The organism is Nitrobacter sp. Nb-311A (assembly GCF_000152905.1).
GTDB lineage: Bacteria > Pseudomonadota > Alphaproteobacteria > Rhizobiales > Xanthobacteraceae > Nitrobacter.
The window spans coordinates 1-22,544 of the sequence record NZ_AAMY01000012.1 but is presented as its reverse complement, the minus strand read 5'-3'; the positions used below and the strand labels follow the sequence as shown (position 1 = coordinate 22,544).

The window sequence follows — 22,544 nt, the reverse complement described above, 5'->3', positions numbered from 1 at the left end:
TGCTCGACCTGGTCCGAGCGCACAGCGGAATAGAAGTCGGCGGCTATACTCCTTCATATTCGCCGCAATCATCTGCTTAGCTTCTTCTTCCGTCAGTTTTCTTGTAATCACGCCAAAAAAAACGGCTCGTTGCCGAGCCGTCTCCAGATTGTCTCTTAGCTAAATCGATTCATAGCGGTCCAAGGTCGCCCTTGATAACCCTTTAATGCTCGGTGCAAATCTTGGTCGTCTTTATCGCGGAATCCGCCTCCGTGCGAGTCTTGTAGACAGTTCCATCTCCGACCACGGTCGTTGTAGTCGTCGTGGGCTTAGTATCTACGACTGTGCACTTCTTGGTGTGGGCATCCTGAACGATGTAAAACTCATGATCGGCCACCGCTGCCTGCGTGCTCAAAACAAATGCTGCAAGTGCACCACAAATCAAAAGGTTCTTCATTCAAAGTCTCCTTGTTCGGATCGCTCGCAGGTAACATCGTGCCAAGTCGAAAGTTCCCCGTTAAAGGGGCGCCTCTTTCAATGCCGGGTTAATTACCGAAGAAGCTAGCCTGACTCGGCACTTCGATACCGTCACCAAACGCTAACAGACCAAATGGTCCAGCCTGCTTATTGAGGGCCTGACGTTCTTCTTGATGGCGTTGTTCCTGTGCTTGCTGCTCCGACGCTGCTTCCTGCCGCGCCTTCCGCTCTGCATATCGCCGATGACGATCGCTTGCAGCGGCCCTTCGTCGTTGGTGGATAGCCTCAGCCTTCTTCTTCTCAACTTTGGCCATTTGCTCTGCCTGCTCTGCGTTCTTCAAATCCTGCATGCGAGCTTGGTTGGTCTTCTCGGACGCGACGTGAGGCTGTTCCCCTGAAGACGTCTTCTGCGGCTCAGACGTCTTGGGATTTGCTAGTTGTATGTGGGGAGCAGTAGCAGTTGCGGGCGGATTGTCAGCTATTTCCATAGGTGCTGGCAAAACTACTCTTGCTGTAGGAAGCGATCTCTTCGCTAACCTTGGTTGATCCGTCTTCGTCGGATGAACTGGTTCAAGCGCCGCTCGCCCAAGCAATATGCCACCGCTAAATCCAACTCCTACTAATATTGCTGACGTTGCCACTCCTGCGAAGAAGATGCGTGCAGTTGAAACCATCGTCGCCTCCCATGTGACGCGACAACGCTAAGGGCTCAACATGGTTTCACGAAATCGGCGCGGCACACGCAGTTTAGAACCTAGCAGGCTGTTGAAAAAGCCAGTCGCGGCCGAGCTGTGAGCATGATTTATTGCTCCGAAGCGATTTGGAGATGATGAGTGCGCGGTGGTGACAATCTGACTGGCGAGCTGTTCAGCTACGTTGATCTGGAGGCGCGGGTTCGACGCGACCACCCGCTTCGCGCCATCCGGGTCACGGTGAACGAAGGGCTTGTCGCTTTGGAGCGGGAGTTCGCGGCGCTGTACTCGCCACTCGGGCGGCCGTCGATCCCACCCGAGAAGTTGCTCAGGGCGATGCTCTTGCAGGCGTTCTACTCGATCCGCTCGGAGCGGTTGCTTATGGAGCGGCTGGAATACGACCTTCTGTTCCGCTGGTTCGTGGGCATCGGCGTCGACGATCCAGCCTGGGACCATTCGGTGTTCTCGAAGAATCGCGAGCGGCTGCTTGAGGGCGACATCGCGGCCAAATTCCTGAGTGCGGTGCTGGCCCAGCCCAAGGTGAAGAAGCTGCTGTCGACAGATCACTTCTCGGTCGACGGCACGCTGATCGAGGCCTGGGCTTCGATGAAGAGCGTCAAACCGAAGGACGGCTCTGGCGAGCCGCCGGCCGGCGGCGTCGGGCGCAATGCCGAAGCCGACTTCCACGGCCAGAAGCGGACTAACGACACGCATGCCTCGACCACCGATCCGGACGCAAGGCTCTACAAGAAGGGCAAGGGCAAGGAGGCGAAGCTATGCTTCATGGGTCATGGGCTGATGGAGAACCGCCACGGCCTGTTGGTCGACGCCTGCCTGACGCTGGCCGACGGACATGCCGAGCGGGTGGCGGCGTTGCACATGATCGAACCTCGCGCCGACCGGCCCCTGGCCATCACACTTGGCGCTGATAAGGCCTATGACACGGAGGACTTCGTCAATGAGTTGCGCGCGATGAAGGTGACGCCGCACGTGGCGCAGAACACGAGAGGCCGAAGATCGACGGACGCACGACGCGGCACAGCGGCTATGCCGTCAGCCAGCGTATCCGCAAGCGCATTGAGGAAGCCTTCGGCTGGATCAAGACGGTCGCCCGCCAGGACAAGACCCGCTTCCGCGGCCGCGACCGCGTCGAATGGGCCTTCACCTTCGCAGCCGCCGCTTACAATCTGGTGCGACTGCCGAAGCTCATGGCGGTGCCAGCATGACCCCCCGTCCCACGGCCACGCCAAACTGCTCGACAGCTCAATCCAAATCTCATCACAACGGCGATTAAGCCATCCCGAAAGCCAGACGGGACACTTCTTCAACAGCCTGCTAGCGGAACTAGAACGGTGTTTCCAATTTACCGGTCCGTGCAATAATGATTGGAGGAAGCGCGGGCCCCGTTGGTGCGGTGGTGGGAGGGACTGTTGGAGCGGTCACCGGCGGCATAGCCGGTGTGCTGGGCACCGATCAGCGTCCGCGTTCCAACATCATGTCGTCGAGCAGCACCATCGATCATTTCGTTATAGTGAACCGGTTCATGTCGGAGTGATCCTGCCGAATACTAGCCGTCATACTGACTTCGCGCCTTTCGATGTTTCCTGGCATATGAATACCCTCGATCGAATGATTGAGGGGAGAGGTACAACGAAATGCACTTGCTTGGCTTGCAGGCCCGAGACGAAGGCCACGTCGCGGGAAAGCCGGTCGAGCTTAAAAACGACGATGCTGCTTGCCTTTCGAGCCGCCGCCAATGCGGCAGCCAGCTGTGGCCTGCGGTCCAAAGCGTGGGCTCCTTTAGCAGGGGAAGTGGCGGTGTCTGCTTGCGCTGTTTCTGCCTAATGTATGCCTGGATACGGTATCCGGTCCGCACAGGCCTGCAAGAAGAATGGCACTTGCGACGCCTATGCGGAGAAGCTGCGAGGAACCAGCGCAGCCGGTAGAGCTAGTGCCAGGTGCAGGTGCAGGTGCAGGTGCAGGGAGCAGCGCCGCTGCAAATAGTGCCATCTGAGTTTACGGGCGGCGTCCTGCATTCATCCATGATGAGGACACAGTCTAGCCAGCCGGTACACGAGCATGCATTGGACGTCGACTCGCACGTATAGTTGAGCCTTCCACCGCCTGCTCCGCCGCCGCGCCGGTTGGCCAAGGCGGCTAATCTTTCGACGGCAGCGTTAAACAGCATTGAGCGAGGAAGGGCGATCCCGAGGCCAGCGACCGCGGCCTCCATTCAGCGTGCCCTCGAAGATGCCGGTGCGCAGTTCATCCCTGAAAACGGCGGCGGCGCCGGCGTGCGGCTTCGCAAATCAAAGATGTTCGGGAATGGGCAGAAAAACTCCGAAGAGAGGCCGAGGAATGTCGGCTAATCAGCAAGCTCGCCACCAATCCGGCGAAGCGGGATACGTTCGCTCGTTTTGCGGAAGGCCATGATCGTTAAGCCGACGACCTAGAGGCACTTATCGCTTCGGGTGCTCTGCAAGACGTGCAATGGCAGGAGCCGGAAAATAATCGCAGCTGAGGGTTCAAAAAGCGACTGCTCAAACGTCTCACTATAGAAATGCTCTTTTGCGCTACGCATTTGATCTGTCGGAACGGGGCGTTGACTGAGCACCGACTCCCGAACCCGAAAGGCCCGCTGTAATCCATCCGGCGGGCCTTTTTGTGAGCTGCCGGGCGGGCCGACCTAATGACCGGGTCAGGTTGACCCATACGCCGGATTTCAATGTAAGCTGGTCGCCATGGACGAGCGGGAAATGACAGTGCGGCATCTGGCGCAAGCTGAGGAGCATGTGCTGCTTGGCGAGAAAAATATAGCTCGCCAGAAGGAGATCATGGCCGAGCTGGAGCGCGACGGCCACGCGGACGCGGCCCATAACGCACGCGTTCTCCTGGCAACCTTCGAGCAGGCCCAAGTTTCTCATGTGACAGACCGCGACCAGCTCCGCGCAGAGCTGGCGGCTCTCGGCTTCAGGGATAAAGGCAGGCCGATGCAAGACACCCGGGAATGGGCTGAAAAGTTGCGGAGAGAAGCGGGCGATCCCTCTACGAGTTAATTATTCCGCTCCATGCAACTGATTTCTGTTAGAATGGTTGTAAACTCTCACCCGGAAATGCTGACGCGGTGAGAGCATCCTCGACCGCGTCCCGGTCTTGTCAGAGGGCCCCAATGTCTTCAGGTGCCGAACTGCTCGAACGCTACTTTCTGATGATAATGGCTGTCGGTAGCTTAATCGTTCTTGTCGTCTCGCTCTATGGCATGTTTCTTTTGGATTGATCGCCGGTGGCTTGCGCGGACCAAAGTCCCGCCGGATCTTTGAAGGCGAAGTGGGAGCCGCCGGGAACAAAACAATCTTTGGAACGAACGGCCCTGCCAGCCCTTAGCCCTCGTTTATCGGTGCCAGGTCAGCCTAAATCTGAGTTCAGCGGTCCTCAGAAGCTATCTCTTCTCTTCATTGCGGTCGGGTTTGTTTCTTTGGTCGCGCTGCTGGCTTATCTGCCGGACTTGGCAACGCCGTTCAGATAAACCCCCGGGCGGGAGAGTGTTGCGCGCGTTGACCCAGCGCAAAAGAGTTCGTGAAATTTTGGCTCGACGTGAGCCGTTCACGCGGACGAGCAAGAAGGCCAGCGCCGAGAAGAGGTCGCCAATCCGGCAGTTGGCGAACAACCTGCTCAGGGCGGCACATGAGCAAGGCGTCTCGAAGGAAAATTAGGCTGAGTTGGAAAGTGACGTTTAGGCCTATATCCGCGCCCACATTGATCATCCTGAACGATGCTGAAGAGACCCGCCTCCGCCGTGAGAGCGAATAGGCTCTGGCGTTGACGCTCGTCGCCGCTTTCAGATGACGATCGGATAGAAGAACAATAACACCAGCAGCGTGATCAGTACGGCGAAGCCGACAACGATCGCATAGATGAAGAGGTTGGGCATATCTGCCAACGCTGACGCTGTGGGATCGTTGCTACGCAGCCTCAGCCGTAACGTCACATCCATTTCGCGGTTCGGCAGCAAGCCACCGTCAGCATCCCCTGCAGATGCTGTCGATCTTCTTGTCAGCTTTGGAATGACCCGGTGTGTTTTCCTTGCGAATCACATCGTCCCCCCGCATCGCAGGTCCTGGAGTAACGGTGCCGTCTATGCGGCCTCCCGCTGCGCCACCAGCCCGGTTGCCTGTCGTGCCGGCCCTTCCAGCTGGAGCACTGCCCGTGCCGGGGCCCGCTCCTGAGCCCGCTGCTCCCGAAGCGCCACTCGCCGCGCCGCCTCCGGCCGAGCCACCACCCCCTCCCCCTCCTCCTCCTCCGCCACCGCCCTGCGCAAGGGCAGATACAGGCGATAACAGGGTCGCAACGAGAAGCAGCTTGCAGGCGGACGAACATGGCATGTAGAAGCTCCTTTACGGCTGCAACGCCATGGAAAACCGCGCGTTCCTAGCTCTGAACCGAAATACAAGAACCTCAGATCACCTGACACGGCCTCCGGTTCGGACTAGCATGGACGCAACGACCTCGATGACGGAGTGAATGCCATGGGGAAGGCGGAAAATTTTCTCAATGAAAAGGAAGCAGCGGGGTCAGTTGAGATCGAAGCAGTTCAGAAAGAATTAGCTCGTGGTCATTGGGGACGGATCGCTACCGAAACGATCGATGGTCTCACGTCCTACTGGTTTGATGATGGATCGCGGCTAATAGCTGGGAGTTTTGATGGCGACGAATTTATCATTCGAGCCGCTCCAGCCTTCTCTGAAGATGAACTTCACAACATGCCGCCCGATGAAGCGAAAGAACATCGCGCTATGATCGATTCTCTGAAGGGTACAGCTTAGACATCCGTCGGCCTTGGCTCCATCGGCGAGCCTCGCAGCCAAGCTGCGATGAGCGAGACAATCCACCGCACCGCCGATAGGTGGCATCCAGCAAGAAACCGCTCGCCCGGGAGATTTCTTCGGCGCTAGAATTGCCATCGGGTTAAGAGGTGGAGGTGCAGATGGCTGAACGTCGTAGTTCGAAGCAGCTCACCCTTCAGAATCGTCTTAAAGCCTGGGCTGATAAAACGCGCGAGCAGGCCGACAAGCTTGAGCCTGGCCCTGCTCGTGATGCTCTGTTGAAAAAGATCGAGCAGGCGGAAAAGGCGGCCCGGTATGACGCATGGTCCAGGTCGCCTGGATTGCAGCCGCCGGTGGATCCACGCGGTCCCTCTGAGTAAACGGTGAACCGCTAACTGAAGGAAACGTCCTCGCCTGCATCCGCGGGATTAGCGATCGCCCGCCAGCCTTGACCGGCGGGCAGACGGATCAACTTACCCGAAGGTTCTCCGCGCTTTCCTTGCCGCGGTTCACAACGACCTCGTAGCTCACTTTGTCGCCCTCGTTGAGCGAGCCAAGGCCCGCCTTCTCCACGGCCGAGATGTGCACGAAGACAACTTTGCCGCCGTTGTCGGGTGCTATGAAGCCATAACTCTTCTGCCCGTTGAACCACTTCACAGTACCAATTGTCACTTGTCGAACTCCTGTTGGCATGAATAACGAAGCGAACCTCCCGCTAAGCTGCGCGGGCGAGATCAGGCGGTAATTTGCCGCCGTTAGCTGCCAGCTGTGCCATCATTTGCTTATGCAGCCAAATGTTCATCGTCGCGGAGTCATTCATGTCGCCGGGAAAGCCCAGATCCTTCGCCAGCTCCTTGCGAGATTCTAGGCTGGAGTCGACGTCGAGAGCCTTCATGAGATCAACGATCGAAGTTCGCCAGGCCAGCTGTTCGTTTTTCTTCGCTACAGCCTTGTCGAGAATGGCTGCAACGTCAACAGAGCTGCCGGCGGCCGTTCCATTTGAGGTAGAGGTGGCCGGGGTCGCAGAAAACCCGCCGCCTGTCTCGGGTTTTGATTCCGGTGTCGCAGCTTCGGCGTGGCTGCCGAAGATGGCACCCATGATCTTTCCAAATATGCTCATTGTGACGCTCCGTTCGGCCGCGAGGAACAATTCAACCTCGAGATAACGCGCCCGATCAGGTTCGTTCCATCCCATTCCGCCGCCCTGAGATTGGCTTCACTCAGTGTAGGGCTTTCCATCCTTATGCAGGAATTGCCAAGCTCCCGACGAATCCAGCACTGCCTCAAGATCGTCGTTTGGATAGGTAGCGGAATCCCCAGGTGAGCGGTCACCGATCTCTAGATACACGACGTCGGATCCCGTACGATTGATCAGATGATGCGCAAGACCCTTAGCCGGAAAGCCAGCGCACATGCCTGACTGGAGCTCGAACTCCCCCTGATCCGTCACTAGCGTGGGTTGGCCTTCCAGAATGAAAATGAATTCGTCCTGCTTATCGTGCCGGTGCATCAGCGAAGACATACCTCCCGGCAAAAGACGTGTCAGGTTGACGCCGAAATTCCGAATTCCGAACAGATCACCAAGCGGCCTCTTCTGCCGCCTCGCCATCTGCGACCGGTACGGCTCGGGATAATTTGAAGATCGCGCGCGCAGCGGGGCATCATGCGCGGCAATGCAAATGGTGCCGTCGGGCGCCTTGCTCATTATATTCTCCAACCGTTGAAGCGACGGCGATTTGAGGTAGCCTCAGCCCGAGGTCGCTCGTAAGCGCCTGATCTCTGGCGCCCTGACCTTCTTTCTAAGGCGCAATCTATTTTCGATTGCTTCAAGAACGGCCGGCGAGGTCGACGGCGCCGAGAGCTCATATAGCGCAACACGAGAGAGGCATTTCACTAGCCAAAGGCGATCCCCATACGTTCATTACCTTTGCGCAATTGGTGGGACTAAGCCCGAACTTGTCGAAGGCGAGCTGGGTAATGCGAGACGTCTTGTGTTCTCCTTTGTGTTGTAGGATGAACAATCCCTCGGCGATCACCATTTCGGCCTTAGACTTTGCTCGACCCGCGGCTTCTGAGTGGGGCTCAGGTTCGAAATGCTTCCTCAACTTGTTTTCCAGGATTATGCCGAGATACTGCCAAGCGATGTTTCGAGGACAAGGTCGAGCCCGCGCATAACTTCGAGAATTGTCATCAGCGGCGGCAGATGATCAAACGCCTCGAGCCATTCTGAGCCCTTTTCCGTCCACGCGCATTGCCGAGTCATCACATGGTGCACGGCCTCGATCACTGGCGTGACGAGCGCATTTTCGTTATCCGCCGACTCGATGATCATCACAATGAGAAGATTGACGTGGCCCTCGTCATGGTACCGCAGGACGCGCTCTGACCTGGCACGTGCTGTCGCTTCGATAATCGGCCGATCAAAAGAGCATAGATCCGTTGCAGCGTTTCCGCGCATATCCCTCTGGTGTGTCGGTTGGAACGGAGAAATCCATTGCTTCGCCGCGGACAACGAACCGGTGCTCACCACGCTGCCAGCCTTTCGCCATTGCGTTGTATCAGGTGTAAGGCGCGATCGATGAATTGCAACGCGATGCGCCTAGTGCGCCGTCTCTTCTACGATGACCGTTACGTGATTTGTATCCCGAGGATCACTATCGTTGCACGCGCACGTCGGGGCGTAGCCGCACCCCCACCCTATTTCATAGTCGTAGGACGATCGGGAAGCGGAACTAACGCCAAGTCGAGCAATTCCATTCCATAACGAATTAACTTCGAATTTTCATCATGTGATCGAGTTGAATTTGACGATAACTGCAACTGATTGTACCGACAGCTCGCTGCGGCCTTCCGGCGAAGAGACCAGGATATGTCGATTAAGTCGCCCAATTACGTTGACAAGCATGTCGGGAGCCGCGTGCGCATGCGCCGCATTATGCTCGGCATGAGCCAGGAGCAACTTGGGGAAGCTTTGGGGCTGACATTTCAGCAGGTTCAGAAGTACGAAAAAGGCACTAATCGCGTCGGTGCCAGTCGCATCAAGCAGATTTCCGAGATCCTTGGAGTTCCGGTTTCTTTTCTATTCGAGGGTAGCCCCACGCGTATCTCCGCGACCGAGGATCCCGGCCAGGTGCCATCACCTGACTCCGTTTCCAGTTTTGTCGCAACAACTCAGGGACTAGCCCTGATCCGCGCATTCACTCGGATCACTGATCCAAAGCTCCGCCGCAGCGTCGTCAACCTGGTCGAGCAGATTGCATGTCGCGAAGACTAAAGACGGCGTTCGTTACCACGGGCACTGTAGGAACGTGCAATGGGGAGGAACTAGCCCTGCTGTGACGGATGCCCATTCATCGTTGTGTTAAAGGGATCTTCAGCGATAGGGCGGGTGGTGCATGCTCTGGAAGATCAGGCTCGTGCAGCAAATTCAGACAGCGCCCTCGCGGCTACCGGCCCTCGACCTGCTGCGGCTCGCCGCTGTCGCAGGCATTATTCTGTATCACTACGTTTTCTGGGCCCCTATTCGCACGGCTCGTACTTGGTGGCGCTTCCGGAGTTAGCCCCGATTGCGCAATACGGTTTCCTCGGCGTACCCGTTTTTTTCGCGATTAGCGGCTTTGTTATCGCCTTCTCTGCGGAGGGGCGGACGCCGAGCGCTGGGCACAATGGTATTCCAAACCGTCCATAAACTTGAACGGCTTGGCGTACATTCCGACAGTTCATTCGACCCAAAGGTGGCCGTTGCCGTTTGTCTGATTTCTTTCGCGCTTGTCCTTCTTGCGACCAAGGTCAAGCGCATGCCGCTGCCGGCAAAGGCCGTGCTCGCCGCCGGCGGCATCACGTATCCCCTTTACCTGTTACACATGCAGCTCGGCTACGTTGTCTTCACGGCGCTCGCACCACAGCAACAAATCCGGCCTTCACCATGGGTATTATCGCCGGTGCTTTCGCACTAGCCGCTGTTGTGTGGCGTTTCTTCGACCGCCCGTTACATCGCCTAACAAAAGAAAAGCTTGCGACGCTAGCAAGCCGATCCGGACTCCAAGTCAGAGCAAGGCCGAGGTCAATGCGTATTTTTTCTGATCACTGATTATCTGCCACTCGCGATGAGGATCTGGGTCGTTCGGCACCTGGTCATTCGTCGGCCCTCACCGGCCTCTAGCCGGCACAGGCCATCAAGCTCGTCGCGATCCACTCAGTCTTAAGCAAAGGATTGCCGCACCCGGCGTTGAGCCTATGGTTCAATACCTTCCGAGCGATTCGATTGTGGTGAGGGCTCAAAGATCGGATGGGCGAGAAAGAAAGCTTGATTAGAGCCCGCTAAGCCGTCTCGGTTTTGAGGGTTGCGAGAGGCTCGCCTGCCCAAGACGCGCTTGGCTGGTGGAAGGCCTAGCGAGAGACTTAGAGACTGACGGCGAAATCGCGGAATCCGAAACCACTTTCTTATACGCCTGCCGACAACTCGTCGGTGCCCTACAAGCGGGCGTCACGGCACAGATCGCATGGGACAGGGCAACCGCGGCGGCGGCTGCGTGGTTAGCGTTACTGAAAGCCAAGTAGCTCATTGCCGCGTAATTATGGCCAGCAGCACGATAATCGCGCCTCCGATAGTCCCGCCCTTTCAGATGCTACTCATGGTGCTCGCCCTCCCGAGAAGCATGGCGGCCTTCCCGCCATCCCTTCAAGGCCTAGAAATGACCAGAATACGCCGCCGAATTAAACAAAACCACGCCGTTTGAAGACTGTCTCACGGCATTTAGGGTCAGGTTTGTTTGAATGTCTCGGATCCACGCTAGCCCCCTCAGAGAATGCTACCGCCTCATGATTAATTCTGGTCGGCCCTTTGGCGCGGCGCTCAGCGGTGGCGTAGCGTCAGGTTCGGATTGAGCGGTGGTGAAATGAGATCCTCATTTTCCAGAACGAAGCCGCCGAGCGGTATATGTTCGCCCGACGGCCTCGCCAGCGCTGATCCGGACGAAGGGCAATGTCCGGTTTCGGGAAGCTATCGCTCTCCACAACCGGCGCAACGAAACTCAGGGATTAAGCTTGATGTCGCGGAACCGGGTTAAACCTGGAACCACGTTTCCGCGCGGTTCAAATTAATCGCTTGGTCGCTATGAGGCAAAGCAGGATTGAACTGAACTCATCGCCACTAAGCCCGTATTGATCACGCTGCCGACAATGTATGGATATCGAATTAGCAGCGGCAGCCGCGGTCGTTGTCCGACCGCTGATTTTCTTTTGAGATTTCTTCGCTGCCATGCTGATCCCGCTGGCCAGAATAATCTGACCGACGCGCTCCCTGTCGAAGTTGGTCTTCGATCATGACGCATTAGTCGCACGACGAATTGTCAGAAGGGCTTAACGGCGATGGTGAACCAATTATCACCGCCGCGAATGGTTGACGAATTGCATCGGCTCCGGTGAGGCGGTAGCGGCGCGACATTAATCGCCTGCGCGGTCAATCTTCCGGGTTCGACCTTCGACGGCTCAAAATGCTTCTTAGGGACGTATCATAGGAGAAATGGAGAGCGCGCATGTCGCTCCGAGCGGCGGCAGATGATCGAAGGACGTGGATCAGGCCGATCGTTTTCTGCAAGTCACGATGACAAATCAGCATATGGTTTGCGGCCCGCCGCTCCCATGTCTCGGTGCCATGCAGTTTTAGGACGCGCCGCAAACAAACGTCCAGCGGTGAGGTGTCAATGGCACCAAGGATCGACCAATCGTTGAACTAGAAGTAGCTTTCCAGACTACCTCGCCGCCTATGTCGAGCGTCGCACAATGAAACGCACCGCCAAACGCGGCATAGTGTAAGAATCGCAAGGTACCGGCTCAAACCCCCACTGTTCCAGCGCGTTGATCATCGATGTGTGATGTCGCTCAACGACAACACGCTTCTCGTCGAGAGTAAGTACATTCATACTAAGCCACTTACCGCACATGGAGGTGATCTGGAGAAGCCGATCTTCGATTGGGTTCGGCTCCGGCGCAACCAAGATGTCCCAATCTTTTAGAATAGGAGGCAGCGCGGAAGTACTCCTTCAGCAGTGTCCGATAAGAATGAGTTTCGAAATAGCGGGTCGGCCATGCCATCGGCGTCTCGACAATTTCATCGCCGATGACCAGCATAGAATCGCGGGGGCAGGCATTAACAAAACCTCTCGAGTGCCAGTCCGGCGTGCGGAAGCGGCGTTTCCAGTTGACTGCATCCGGCCTACGCACCTTGATTCCAAACGACTCCAGAAGCTTAACAAATCCATCTAGCTCGCGCTGAGCGGGTTCTATCATGATTTTGGGGAATCGCATTCTGGCGACAAACGCATGAACTTTCCTGGCTTCTCATCGTGTTCACGATTGGAAGTTTGACGGCCCTTGGTGTCCAGCATCATTAGCCTTCCAAGAAATTTGTTAACCTCAAGCTGGTGAAGCTATGTTGACCCATCGTGCCGACGATGGATTAGCCCAAAGCCTGCGCACGGAGCTGAAGTTGAGGGCGGTGGCTCCGATTCCCGTCCGATTGCGTAACCTCTGTGTCGACCGGCAGACGGGTGTCCCTTCGACCTTGTTGCTCCCAATCAGCGCTTTTTTCTCTCATCGGTAGCCATGAAATGCTCCTTTTTGATCGGGTATGAAGAGAATACCGAGGCGTTAGTTCCGCCTTGTCTGCGCACTATGTGGTAGCAATCCAATCAATGACCCCCGACCCGATCAGGCCCGCTGTTGATTTTGGTTGGGCAGGCCATTCTGGGTGCGAACAGCCAGAACAGGCTTGTCTCTAGCTCGACTGGATTTCTTGTGCCGGATCCGCAATCCAGGAACGCATCCCGATTGTGGTCCGCCGCCCCTTGCCGGAGCGCCCAGCGCGCCGATGGGGGCGAGCTATGCAATCTTAGGCCTCATCGGTTCGCCTCTCGCGGCGTTCTTCGTATTGGAGTGTATCGTGGGCGAAGTTGCACGCGTTTCGCTCGGCAACGCGCTGGCGGGGAAGCAGGCCTTGGGCCGCGTTTTGCAATCTTGTGATCGCCGTCGGTCTTTACATCGTATCGCGCGACGTCATCGCGCTTATCGCCTCAGGAGAACGGAAAAAATGGCTGATCGAGCATTACCGAGGCTTTCAGGACGGCCCCTCGTCAAGGGGTTTTTCGAGAAGCGCACTTCGAGCGTTCAGTACGTTGTCGCCGACCCCGAAACCAAGAGCTGCGCGATCATCGATCCGGTGCTTGATTTCGACCCGAAGTCCGGCGCAACGGCGACCCACTCTGCCGACGCGCTGCTGAGCTATGTCGATGATCAGGGCTTTAGGCTTCAATGGATCCTCGACACCCATCCTCATGCGGACCACTTCTCAGCAGCTGGCTATTTGAAGGACAGGACAGACGTGCCGACCGCGATCGGTGAAAAGGTCGTTGAGGTCCAGAAGCTCTGGCAGAGCATCTATAACGTTTCGGACTGTTGCCCGGCAGACGGATCGCAATGGGACCGGCTATTTGCTGATGGGGAGCGGTTCAAGATCGGCAACATGGACGTGGAGGTGCTGTTCACCCCTGGTCACACCCTAGCCTCCATCGCCTACCTGCTTGGCGACGCTGCCTTCATCCACGATACTATTTTCATGCTCGATGGCGGAACGGCGCGCGCCGATTTCCCGGGCGGCAGTGCTCCCGCGCTCTGGCGAAGCATACAGCGCATCATGGCCTTGCCCGACGAGACGCGCCTGTTCACCGGTCATGATTACTGCCCCGGTGGCAGGAAACCTGCTTGGGAAAGCACCGTGGCCCAGCAGAGGGCTGAGAACAGCCATCTCATAGAAGCAAAGACCGAAGAGGAGTTCGTTGCGCTCCGCGAAGCACGCGATCGCGAGCTGCCTATGCCCAAATTGATCCTGCATTCGATGCAAGTGAACATCCGGGGTGGCCGACTTCCCGAACCAGAAAACAATGGCAAACGCTTTCTCAAAATCCCGCTAGACGCTCTAGAAGGGGAGCCTTGGGACTGAACCAGGAGGACAGATGGAGCAAAAGGGTACGAAAGATCTCGTGGCGGAAGTCACCCGGAGGTGGAAACCCCCTCGGGCGAGGACGCTCTGAAGCTCGTTGACTAGTTGAGCGTGATTTTGGGAACGCGCACGCGTGCGAAGAATTGCGGAAGAGGAGAGCTGAAGGACGCAGTGCACGTCACACGCGGTCTCCTGGAGTTCCAGGCCGACCAGACGAGCCGATACACAAGCCCGAGTTGGGCGGTAACAAGAACCTGCACACGCCGCAGGGTTAAACAAACCAAGTCGCTCGAAAAGCGCCTCAAGAGACGCGGCAAAAGGCAGAAGCCGTGCCGCCGCCGAACGAAGCGATCTTCTGAAAAGAGCCACAAAGGCCGAGGCGGCGAAAGAGATCGACGCTTGAGCCAACTCGCCCGGACCGCGACCGCGCACTGCGCGGGCCAACCGCAGCTAGCCTCGACCCTCCCTTTTCAGTGCGGAGGGTCGGCCACCCTTTCGGATTTACGCGCCATTAAGCCTGAGCCGATGCTTCGAGGAACGAAGGCATTTAGTCTCAACTTGTGCCTAAAATGAGGTGGCACATGATCCAGAGTTTTCGTGAGCAGGCTGAGCCGGCCGAGCGATTGGCCAGATCCATCAACAACCAGCGACGTGTGATGCGCTGTTGATGTACGCTCGTGAGTGTCGAGAGAAGGAGACGCATGGGGCGTGGGCGTTCCCGCCGCGTGGTGAAAAGTCCGACGCCTGATCAGGTAGCCGGCAGATGAGCGTACCGTGGCGTCGTTCTAGTGTGCTTGAATGGGCGATGTTTCCTGGCTTCGGCGGCGGATCAAAGATCAGCGCCAAACGCTCATACAGCATCGCCGCCATAGCCTCACGCTTCGGGACCGCCTTGCGGTTTGCCTTCGCAATCTTTGCGAGCTCGATCAAATCGATATTGTAGAACGCTTCGATCCAGGCCAGTCCGTGGTCAGACCAAGACGCATGCGCCAGGACGAGATCACTCACGCCCTGAATTCCGGCCGCCGTCAGCGCGCGTTCGTTACCGGATGATTCCACGATGGTGCGCAGCGTAATGATGAGATGCCCCTCGCCGTGCTCGACGAGCATTCGGCGTAGTGTCTGACCAGCCTTTGTCCGCGAGGGACCAGTGAACTCATGACATTAGGCGATCGTCATTCCGAGATCGGCGAAGATGCTTTCTATTGTGCTCGATGCTGCTACAGGAATTGCAATGAAAGGCGCCCAAGTGCACCCGGGGATCGACGATCGAAAGTCTCGGACTACTTCGAACGCCATTTTCGGTACGCCTCAACATCCTAGCCGCCCCGGCTGCTGTAGAAGATCAGTCCCGATTCAATCCGCTTCCGACCACAAGCGTAAAAAGGCCGCCAAATCCCAGGGCAACCCAGTCGCTCATCGGTATGTCGCTGGTCCACGCCCGGAATTGTCCAGGCACACACTCCGACTAAGAGAGGCAAATTGAAAATGACAGAAAGCGCCTTGACGTATGGGTGCTCCGACGATCAGCGGAAGCACCCGGCATCGCTCGCCAGACTGCGATCCGGTAGGCGTTACCGCTTAGGCTAGATCAGGTTTTTTTGGAGCGTCCAGGTCAGGTTTTTTCGGCACGTCTAATGCGGGTGTTTTTGGGACGTCTAAGTTGGGTTTTTTTGGGACGTCTAGCTGAGGAAAGGGGTTCGAGTCCGGATGGGCCCGTCGGTCGATGCTGGCGGCGGTCGCGCATTGGTGAAACATAAGCAGCTTATCGCCGGCGGCACCTACCTCAGCTTGAGGACGCGCTTCTTGAACCGCAATTTCCATCGAGGGAAACGGAGCCGGCGGCTTAGAGTTCCGGCGATTAGCTGTGAACTTCCGCGATCCATGTAACGCTATTGCGAGAGTATCCATCAGACTTGCAGACGTGACGCGCTGTTGAATTACTTACAAGAGTGTTAGGAGAAGGCCGGCCAAGCACGCACCGAAGTGCCCGACGCCTAGAATACAGGACTTAATGCTGGGTACCGGTACCGGTGGTGGCCTGGAGACGAACATCGCGCGCGGCGATCAATGCGGCTTCAGCCATCGCTCTGATAGTCGCCTCCGGGAAATTGAGCTCAAGCAGATTGAGGAAGGTCGTGTCTCGACCGATAGTCATGCTGGCTTTAATGATTTGCGCCGCGGCGTTGATCTCCGCAGCGGTAAACCGCGCGGCCGGAGCAAAGTGATTCTGCTGCGTTTGTTCCGGCTCAACGATCGATTTTCCGACGGTCACCGCAGCGTCAGCAGCAACTAACCCAAAGCGCGCAGGAACGGCTGAAAGCTTGAGCAATGATCTGAAAATATCCGACATGACGATCACCATTGTTTTCCAAATGCTAATGAGAAACCGCGTTGTACAGGCTGGGTTCCTAACTGCCCGGTCTCAGATTTGCGCCCCTGTTTCTTTGTGTAATGGGCGCAGCTTCTCGCTCATCGCCCTCGCGCCGCCAGCCGGCTGCAGGCTGGCGGCTTCTTGGAGGTGCGAGCTCTCAGCTCTTGCCCTGGTCTTGCGTACCTTCCGGGTGCTCGCCCTCCTTCTTCGGGATCTTCACGCCCGGCTGCTGGTTGGGCTGAACGCCTGCCTTCATGTCGGACTTCAGCGGGGCCTTTGAGCTGTGGTCTACCTTGTCATTCGGGTTCGACATTGAACTCTCCCTTTCTTAACTGCTCCGCTAATGCGCGGGCAGACGCAAAGTTCATTCAAAGCTTAAGCCTTCAGTCCCCGAGCTGTGACGGGATTGTCCGGGACGGGCAGCGAATTCGTTTCCCTAGCCCCGCTCTAAGGTGATGTGGATATGGTGCTGCCGCAACCGATCACAAACGAGGTCGCCTGGATTCAGTTCAAGAGCCGGTCACCACAGGCAGAACTCGATACTATGTCCGGCGGTTTCATCACGACGTCAGTTCGATCGCTGTTTCTTTATCTATCAAAGCGCGCCGAAAGTCCTCAGGATGCCTGACTCCGTCGATTTGCATCTTTGGACGGCTGAGCGGGTAGCGAACGCCGCGATAGAGACGGGGCGGTTTCGGTGGCTGGCCGAGGGGATGCATTAACCGCGACAAATTGGAAGCCGGCTCTTCGACCGCGCTCACGCAGTGGCAGCCACGTTCCACGATGCGCTGTCATAACCGTTGAAGTGGGCTTCGAGCTCTGTCATCGCGAGACGCTCATATTCATAGGCTTGCGCCAGGAGCGTCCATCTTTGCGCAGGACGGAACGCGGCGGTCTGACGATAGAGCGAAGCAATGGTGCGATATCGACGCACGTTTTCCAGGTCAACATTCCCACTCATACAACGAACCCCGCTTCTTTTGACGCGGGCGACTATGCAGCGAGCGATTTTCGAAATCGTTAGCGGATTTGACAGGCAGAGCGAATGGTTTCGGAACTGTTATCGGATGACAACTGATTGTTCCGTGCCAGTCGCGCCCCAAGCTCCAGCTTTGAGGCAGGCCCTAATCCTTCGTCTTCAGTCGCGTTTCATTTTCGGCAATAAAGGCGCGGATCTCATCGGACCTCATCTCCCTTTCGTTAGCGTGATTGTATCATGCTAAGCTCTCACTTTCACCTCGTCGCCGGTGGCCGTCCGCGCCGTCTTGCCGGCAAGCTGCTTCTTAGCGGCTTGCAGAAACCCCTTCGACCAATTTTGATACAGGCTCTCAGTGAAGCCTTGGCGGCGGTACGGCGCGGCGATCGACTCCTCACCGCGTCGCTTTCCCTCAGCCGAGTACTGTTATGCGGTCGTACGACGGATGTCCCTAATGACCTACTTCGCGAGCGCGGGTCTTCGCCGTTCCATTAAATCATTCCGATCGTTCGCCCTGACTGCGCGATGCCGAATCCTTCGCGCTGCCAAGCGATACCCTGAATCAGAGCATCAACTTGGTCATCATGCCGGCCCGGAAAGGCAAGGAGTTCATGTTCAAAGTCCTCGAGCCACGGTGCTGTAGTTGGAAAAAACACGGATCCGCCTTCGAACAGATCGCTCTGTGAAATCACTCGAGCCCGTTTGTCTCTGTCGGGCCGGAACGTGACCACATTGATGCGCGATTCCTGTAATGATTGAATGAGGCCATGACTGATGGGAGACTCCTCAATAATTAATGTTGAGCGATGATAGATTTGCTTTTGTTCTATAATTTTGCGCTTGAGTTGATCGAAGGGAAATTTGCCCCGAACAACATCGAGGACATAAAACGTTTCCTCTCGGCAGAGCAGCACGACGCCTACCGAAAAGTCTCCGGCCTCAGTTTCGCTCAGCGCGATATCCCAGCTAATGAGAATACGATCGCGCGGTTCATGACTCAATTGGCCGTATCTCTTGAACCATCTTTTTTTGATGATCCGGCCACCTGGTGGAATAGGAGACTGCTGGTACTGCGCAGAGAATGCATAGGATCCCATGTTTTTCTTGAGATCGCGCAGTACCTCGGCCGGTTCGTGGTTGGGATGAAGCAGTTCACCCTTTTGGCGCCTGTAAATACCACCCGCGCCAAGCTCATAGGAGGCATCCGATTGCGCGATCGCTGGAAGATTTAAGACCTCAAATCCGCCCTGGTCCAAAAGATAACCAACCAGATCTTCCTCGTGAACGCGTTGCATGACAACGACAATGCGGGCGGCCATCTTGTCGTCGGGTCGCGTCACCAGCGTCGAGCGATACCATTCTATACTCCGAGTACGGGCTGCTTCCGAATGGGCATCGTTGGGTTTGAGTGGATCATCGATGATGACAAGGTTACCGCCGCGCCCTGTCAATGTTCCTTCGATCGAGGTGGCGTAGCGCCGCCCGCGTAGCGTGGTATGGATCTCACTATCGGTATCGCGTGAAACCCTCATTGCCGGAAACGTGGCCTGATAGATCGGATCACTCACGACTTTGCGGAAATCGTTGGCGTGGGTTTTCGCGAGCGAATCGGAATAGGAAACGGCGACGACCCGTTCCGAGGGATGATGACCAAGAAACCAAGCAGGCAGCGCAACGGACGCGCAGATTGATTTGAGATTGCGCGGGGGCAGGGTGACGATAAGCCGTTTGACCTCGCCAGAGGCGATCTGAGCCAGCTTGTGAGCCATCGCCTCAATGTGCCAATTGGGTCGAAATGGCGTCCCCGGTCGAAGGACGCCAAAGCTAAACTCAATAAATGCACAGAAATCGCAGGCGAGCGCCGCGCGCAGCACAAGCTGGGGAGGGATTTCTGCCGTATCAAGGGCATTTGATATGTGGCTCATACTAGCGCACTTCATCCGCGTCGTTATCGAGCAAATCGACCGGCGCAATCACGCGCTCATCTTTAAGCCGTTCGTCCGACGATCGTTGACGGGCTAAATAGGCGCCGAGGATCTCCTGGTGGTTGGGTGCCAGCGTCTCTTTGAGAGCCTCTGCCTTTCCGGTAAGGTCAATGCCCAGCTGTTCAGAATACGTGAAAACGTCACGCCGCGCATGGCGATCACCCTTGGCAAACTGGTTTGCCAGTTGCTCAAAGCCCAGCTCAACCTTCGCCAGGTACACGCGTCGGCCGTTGCGCGTCAGCGGAACCTTCTGCTTCAATGCATCTTCGAATAGCCTCTTCACGTCTGCGAACATGGAATCTTTTCGCGGACGCCCTTTAGGATTGGGCGAGGGACCTCCTTTTTTCCAACGTGTTGCTTTCGGCGGGCGGCCAGGGCCAACGGTGGCGTCATCCGAGGATGGGGCCGGGAGAAGGACCTCAGGCTGGCGATCGTCATCCATTGCCATTGTCCTCGGAGGTCGAGGAACTGGCGCGTTTCAGCTCAACGTCTTCGAAGGTGTCTGCGTCGCCCTCAAGCGTCGCAGCCTTACCGGTGTAAGCCTGCCAACGACGTATGATGACATCACAGAAGCGCGGATCATATTCGATGGCACACGCCGCGCGTCCGGTCTTTTCGGCTGCGATCAGCGTCGTTCCGCTGCCTGCGAAGGGATCGAGCACTACGGCTCCCCGTTTGGTCACGTCGCGAATGGCATCTGCAATCATCGCCGTTGGCTTAACCGTTGGATGCATCGCCAGATCTCCTGAACGACCCGCTCGAAACGTGTTGACGCCGGCGTATTCCCAAACATTCGTCCGATAGCGACCATGCTGGCCGAGCTCAAAGGTATTGACGTGAGAACCCTCGCCATTTTTGAAGACAAAACAGAGTTCATGTTTTGATCGATAGAAACTTCCCATGCCGGCATTGTCTTTGGCCCAAACGATAAGATTCTTCAGCTCCAGGTTATTCTCGCGTCCCGCCACGGTCAGTTCGAACAAATGACGCCAGTCCATAAAGACGAATAGAATTGCCGCGGCCTTGGAATGAGCTTTAGCGTGAGCAAGAAATGTCGCGAGGAAACGTTTGAATTCGCTCTCCGACATTTCGCCGGAGGCCATCGCAAATTCAGCATGCTGTATCTTGCCTAAGCCGCAGACGTGGCCCTTGATAGGAACGTTATAGGGCGGATCTGTCAGAACGAGATCGGCCGGCTTTCCTGCCAATACGCGGACGTAGTCCGCCTCGTTCTGAGCGTCGCCGCAGATCAAACGATGTGCTCCGAGGATCCACAAATCGCCTGGACGCGAGACGGCAGCTCCGAAATGTTCCGGAAGTGAGTCTTCGGGGCCGGGCTCGAGAGGGTTCTTCTCTGCGGCGTCGCTGAGAATACCGTCGATTTCGCCGAGTGAAAATCCTGTCAGTTCTAAATCGTCAAAGCCAAGGTCAAGAAGGCCCTGCAATTCGATCGCCAGAACATCAGGGTCCCAGCCTGCATTCTGCGCGAGCCGATTGTCAGCAATCACATAGGCCCGGCGGTCAGCATCGGACAAATTTTCCACGACGATGATCGGAATCGATTTAAGACCTAGCTGCAGCGCAGCCTGCAAGCGCCCATTCCCGGCGATCGCCACCCCGTCACAAACGATCAACGGATTGATGAATCCGAAGCGCTCGATTGATCCCGCGATCTGTTTGATCTGTTTTTTTGAGTGCGTGCGTGCGTTTCCGGCATACGGCCTCAAACTTTGTGGCGCGACGTGTTGGATCTGTGGGCTATTCATATCGATGCCTGCGATTACCGGGTATTCCGTCAGGCATATCTATAGATATCTAATAAACATGGCAATGTAGCGCGGCATACCAATGCCCGCAATGCTTAACGCGCCCCCCGATTATCCTTTGATGTGGATGTCTATTGCGTCCGGGCTCACGCCGAATTTCGCGGCCAGCCCCGCCTTGGCCTCGGCTATCGTTAAGGGCTTGACGCTAGAAATGGCGTCCGGCGTTGGTATCGTCTGCGTGGCCGGCGGCGCAGGCTTGAATTTGAGCTTCTTTAGCTCAATCCCGAGTTCCTCAAGGGTTGTATACCTGACCGGATTACGCCACTCCCATCGGCCGCTAAGAGCGGGGATGGCGAATTCGCTGATCTCGAAAAACCAGCGCTGTTGACCTCGTCGGTCAAATCCGTGCTTACGGACTGCACTGATCTTACCGACCAAAAAGGCCCCGCCGTGGCTTTCCGCGCCGGGCCTCTCCTTTCGGACACAGACCAGAAATTCTTGCTGATGCACGCGTTGCTCCGCACCTACCCAGGGGCCGGAACCGCCGTGTGCGAGCAGCGTCTCAAGTGTTTTGCTGGTGAAAACGGCAATTGCAGAATGAGGCAAGGAAAGCTCTCCTGTCTATCAAATATCTATAGACAAACTGGAGCGAATGAAAAGGGTAGCGTGCTCAGAAAAAAGCGTAAGCGTCTATTTCTGACACGTCATCTTAGTTGAGGATAGTTGCCGGGCGCCAGTTCCATGGCAAGAGCTGATCGAGCCGGCTCATGGGATGACCGGCCGACATGCGTTCAAGGATGTCCTTGAGATAGGTGAAGGGCTCGACGTCATTTAGCTTTGCCGTAGTCATGAGGGAGCAGACTGTGGCCCAGCGCTGAGCCCCGCCATCTGATCCGGCGAACAGGTGGTTCTTTCGTCCGAGCGTGATGGGGCGAATGGCGCGTTCGACGGTGTTGGTGTCGAGCTCGATGCGGCCGTCATTGAGGAAGCAGCAAAGAGCATCCCAGCGGCTCAGGGCATAGCGAGTGGCATCGGCGAGCCCGCCGCGCGGCGGGATTTGGGCGAGTTGCATTTCGAGCCATGCTTTCATCGCCGTGACCAGAGGCAACGACTTTGATCGACGCATGCTTTGCCGTGCTTCCGCGGTCTGGCCGCGGATGGCGGCCTCGATCACGTAAAGCTCGGCGATGCGTCGCAGCGCTTCGGTCGCGACAGGCGAGGCGGTCGCCTGCTGCACCTCGTAGAACTTCCGCCTGGCGTGAGCCCAACAAGCTGCGAGCTGGATGGTGCCGCCGTCGCGAAGCCGATCGAACCCGGGATAACCGTCGACCTGAACGATGCCGCTGAAGTTGGCCAGATGAGCAGCGGGACGCTCAGCCTTGCGATCGGGGCTGTATAGATAGACCGCGGCTGGCGGATCCGGTCCGTTCCAAGGCCGGTCATCGCGGGCGTACACCCACAACCGGCCAGTTT

The 22,544-nt window shown here is 56.9% G+C and carries 23 protein-coding genes and 1 pseudogene; 7 read left to right on the top strand and 17 right to left on the bottom strand.

The features are described 5' to 3' along the window. Nucleotides 1-202: 202 nt before the first annotated feature. Entirely contained in the window at nucleotides 203-436 is a 234-nt protein-coding gene (locus NB311A_RS05985; RefSeq protein WP_009797575.1) for a hypothetical protein, read from the bottom strand. Between the two features lie 88 nt (nucleotides 437-524). Next, the gene (locus NB311A_RS05980; RefSeq protein ID WP_245256938.1) at nucleotides 525-1,130 is read right to left on the bottom strand and encodes a cell envelope integrity protein TolA; all 606 of its coding nucleotides are present in this window, start codon (nucleotides 1,128-1,130) and stop codon (nucleotides 525-527) included. Between the two features lie 159 nt (nucleotides 1,131-1,289). On the opposite strand from NB311A_RS05980, the pseudogene NB311A_RS05975 reads away from it, so the two are divergent. After that, nucleotides 1,290-2,374, top strand: a pseudogene (locus NB311A_RS05975) (IS5-like element ISNisp7 family transposase). A gap of 348 nt (nucleotides 2,375-2,722) precedes the next feature. Here the strand turns inward: NB311A_RS05975 and NB311A_RS23040 are convergent. Further along, entirely contained in the window at nucleotides 2,723-2,905 is a 183-nt protein-coding gene (locus tag NB311A_RS23040) for a hypothetical protein (RefSeq protein ID WP_371256467.1), read from the bottom strand. Nucleotides 2,906-3,256: 351 nt separating this feature from the next. On the opposite strand from NB311A_RS23040, the gene NB311A_RS22885 reads away from it, so the two are divergent. Together NB311A_RS22885 and NB311A_RS05965 are read left to right on the top strand one after the other, a co-directional pair. Continuing rightward, entirely contained in the window at nucleotides 3,257-3,517 is a 261-nt protein-coding gene (locus NB311A_RS22885) for a helix-turn-helix domain-containing protein (protein WP_050752067.1), read from the top strand. A 372-nt stretch (nucleotides 3,518-3,889) separates the two neighbouring features. Next, nucleotides 3,890-4,204 (top strand): hypothetical protein, encoded by a 315-nt coding sequence (locus NB311A_RS05965; protein WP_009797571.1) that lies wholly within the window; start codon nucleotides 3,890-3,892, stop codon nucleotides 4,202-4,204. Nucleotides 4,205-4,986: 782 nt separating this feature from the next. On the opposite strand, the gene NB311A_RS21805 is transcribed toward NB311A_RS05965, so the two are convergent. Next, nucleotides 4,987-5,142 carry a hypothetical protein gene (locus tag NB311A_RS21805; protein WP_165475230.1) on the bottom strand — a complete coding sequence of 52 codons (156 nt, stop codon included), beginning with the start codon at nucleotides 5,140-5,142 and terminating at the stop codon, nucleotides 4,987-4,989. Nucleotides 5,143-5,674: 532 nt separating this feature from the next. On the opposite strand from NB311A_RS21805, the gene NB311A_RS21520 reads away from it, so the two are divergent. Continuing rightward, entirely contained in the window at nucleotides 5,675-5,971 is a 297-nt protein-coding gene (locus NB311A_RS21520) for a hypothetical protein (protein ID WP_009797567.1), read from the top strand. A 468-nt stretch (nucleotides 5,972-6,439) separates the two neighbouring features. Here the strand turns inward: NB311A_RS21520 and NB311A_RS05945 are convergent, their stop codons facing one another. The 4 genes from NB311A_RS05945 to NB311A_RS22230 form a co-directional block, all read right to left on the bottom strand. Beyond that, a complete protein-coding gene (locus tag NB311A_RS05945; protein WP_040674096.1) occupies nucleotides 6,440-6,664 on the bottom strand; it encodes a cold-shock protein in 225 nt (74 codons plus the stop codon). Between the two features lie 22 nt (nucleotides 6,665-6,686). Continuing rightward, complete coding sequence (locus tag NB311A_RS05940; RefSeq protein ID WP_040674122.1) at nucleotides 6,687-7,091, bottom strand: DUF3597 domain-containing protein; 405 nt, start codon at nucleotides 7,089-7,091, stop codon at nucleotides 6,687-6,689. Between the two features lie 96 nt (nucleotides 7,092-7,187). Continuing rightward, complete coding sequence (locus tag NB311A_RS05935) at nucleotides 7,188-7,676, bottom strand: cupin domain-containing protein (protein ID WP_009797563.1); 489 nt, start codon at nucleotides 7,674-7,676, stop codon at nucleotides 7,188-7,190. Nucleotides 7,677-8,090: 414 nt separating this feature from the next. Next, nucleotides 8,091-8,501 (bottom strand): hypothetical protein, encoded by a 411-nt coding sequence (locus NB311A_RS22230; RefSeq protein WP_131522882.1) that lies wholly within the window; start codon nucleotides 8,499-8,501, stop codon nucleotides 8,091-8,093. 339 nt (nucleotides 8,502-8,840) lie between these two features. Between NB311A_RS22230 and NB311A_RS05925 the strand changes: the two genes are divergently transcribed. The 3 genes from NB311A_RS05925 (at nucleotide 8,841) to NB311A_RS05905 (ending at nucleotide 13,970) form a co-directional block, all read left to right on the top strand. Then, nucleotides 8,841-9,245 (top strand): helix-turn-helix domain-containing protein, encoded by a 405-nt coding sequence (locus NB311A_RS05925; protein WP_040674121.1) that lies wholly within the window; start codon nucleotides 8,841-8,843, stop codon nucleotides 9,243-9,245. A 391-nt stretch (nucleotides 9,246-9,636) separates the two neighbouring features. Continuing rightward, entirely contained in the window at nucleotides 9,637-9,927 is a 291-nt protein-coding gene (locus NB311A_RS22225; protein WP_009797560.1) for a hypothetical protein, read from the top strand. A 3,134-nt stretch (nucleotides 9,928-13,061) separates the two neighbouring features. Continuing rightward, nucleotides 13,062-13,970 carry an MBL fold metallo-hydrolase gene (locus tag NB311A_RS05905; protein ID WP_040674120.1) on the top strand — a complete coding sequence of 303 codons (909 nt, stop codon included), beginning with the start codon at nucleotides 13,062-13,064 and terminating at the stop codon, nucleotides 13,968-13,970. Between the two features lie 636 nt (nucleotides 13,971-14,606). Here NB311A_RS05905 and NB311A_RS05900 read toward each other — a convergent pair. The 9 genes from NB311A_RS05900 to NB311A_RS05860 all read right to left on the bottom strand — a co-directional run. Next, on the bottom strand, nucleotides 14,607-15,080 hold the full coding sequence (locus tag NB311A_RS05900) for a hypothetical protein (RefSeq protein ID WP_009797555.1): 474 nt from the start codon (nucleotides 15,078-15,080) through the stop codon (nucleotides 14,607-14,609). A gap of 901 nt (nucleotides 15,081-15,981) precedes the next feature. After that, nucleotides 15,982-16,335, bottom strand: coding sequence for a hypothetical protein (locus NB311A_RS05890; protein ID WP_009797554.1), 354 nt, complete (start codon nucleotides 16,333-16,335; stop codon nucleotides 15,982-15,984). A gap of 166 nt (nucleotides 16,336-16,501) precedes the next feature. Next, nucleotides 16,502-16,657, bottom strand: a complete 156-nt coding sequence (locus NB311A_RS21795; RefSeq protein WP_009797553.1) for a hypothetical protein — start codon at nucleotides 16,655-16,657, stop codon at nucleotides 16,502-16,504. Nucleotides 16,658-17,101: 444 nt separating this feature from the next. Beyond that, nucleotides 17,102-17,305 carry a hypothetical protein gene (locus NB311A_RS05885; protein ID WP_009797550.1) on the bottom strand — a complete coding sequence of 68 codons (204 nt, stop codon included), beginning with the start codon at nucleotides 17,303-17,305 and terminating at the stop codon, nucleotides 17,102-17,104. A gap of 506 nt (nucleotides 17,306-17,811) precedes the next feature. Then, the gene (terL, locus tag NB311A_RS05880; RefSeq protein ID WP_165475227.1) at nucleotides 17,812-19,245 is read right to left on the bottom strand and encodes a phage terminase large subunit; all 1,434 of its coding nucleotides are present in this window, start codon (nucleotides 19,243-19,245) and stop codon (nucleotides 17,812-17,814) included. A 1-nt stretch (nucleotide 19,246) separates the two neighbouring features. After that, the gene (locus tag NB311A_RS05875; protein ID WP_131522881.1) at nucleotides 19,247-19,747 is read right to left on the bottom strand and encodes a DUF5681 domain-containing protein; all 501 of its coding nucleotides are present in this window, start codon (nucleotides 19,745-19,747) and stop codon (nucleotides 19,247-19,249) included. After that, a complete protein-coding gene (locus tag NB311A_RS05870) occupies nucleotides 19,740-21,071 on the bottom strand; it encodes a site-specific DNA-methyltransferase (RefSeq protein ID WP_009797547.1) in 1,332 nt (443 codons plus the stop codon). The genes NB311A_RS05875 and NB311A_RS05870 overlap by 8 nt, the downstream gene beginning before the upstream one ends. 111 nt (nucleotides 21,072-21,182) lie before the next feature. Beyond that, a complete protein-coding gene (locus NB311A_RS05865; RefSeq protein WP_009797546.1) occupies nucleotides 21,183-21,677 on the bottom strand; it encodes a hypothetical protein in 495 nt (164 codons plus the stop codon). A 103-nt stretch (nucleotides 21,678-21,780) separates the two neighbouring features. Beyond that, nucleotides 21,781-22,544 (bottom strand): IS66 family transposase (locus NB311A_RS05860; protein WP_009797545.1); only part of this gene is annotated, 764 nt, incomplete at its 5' end.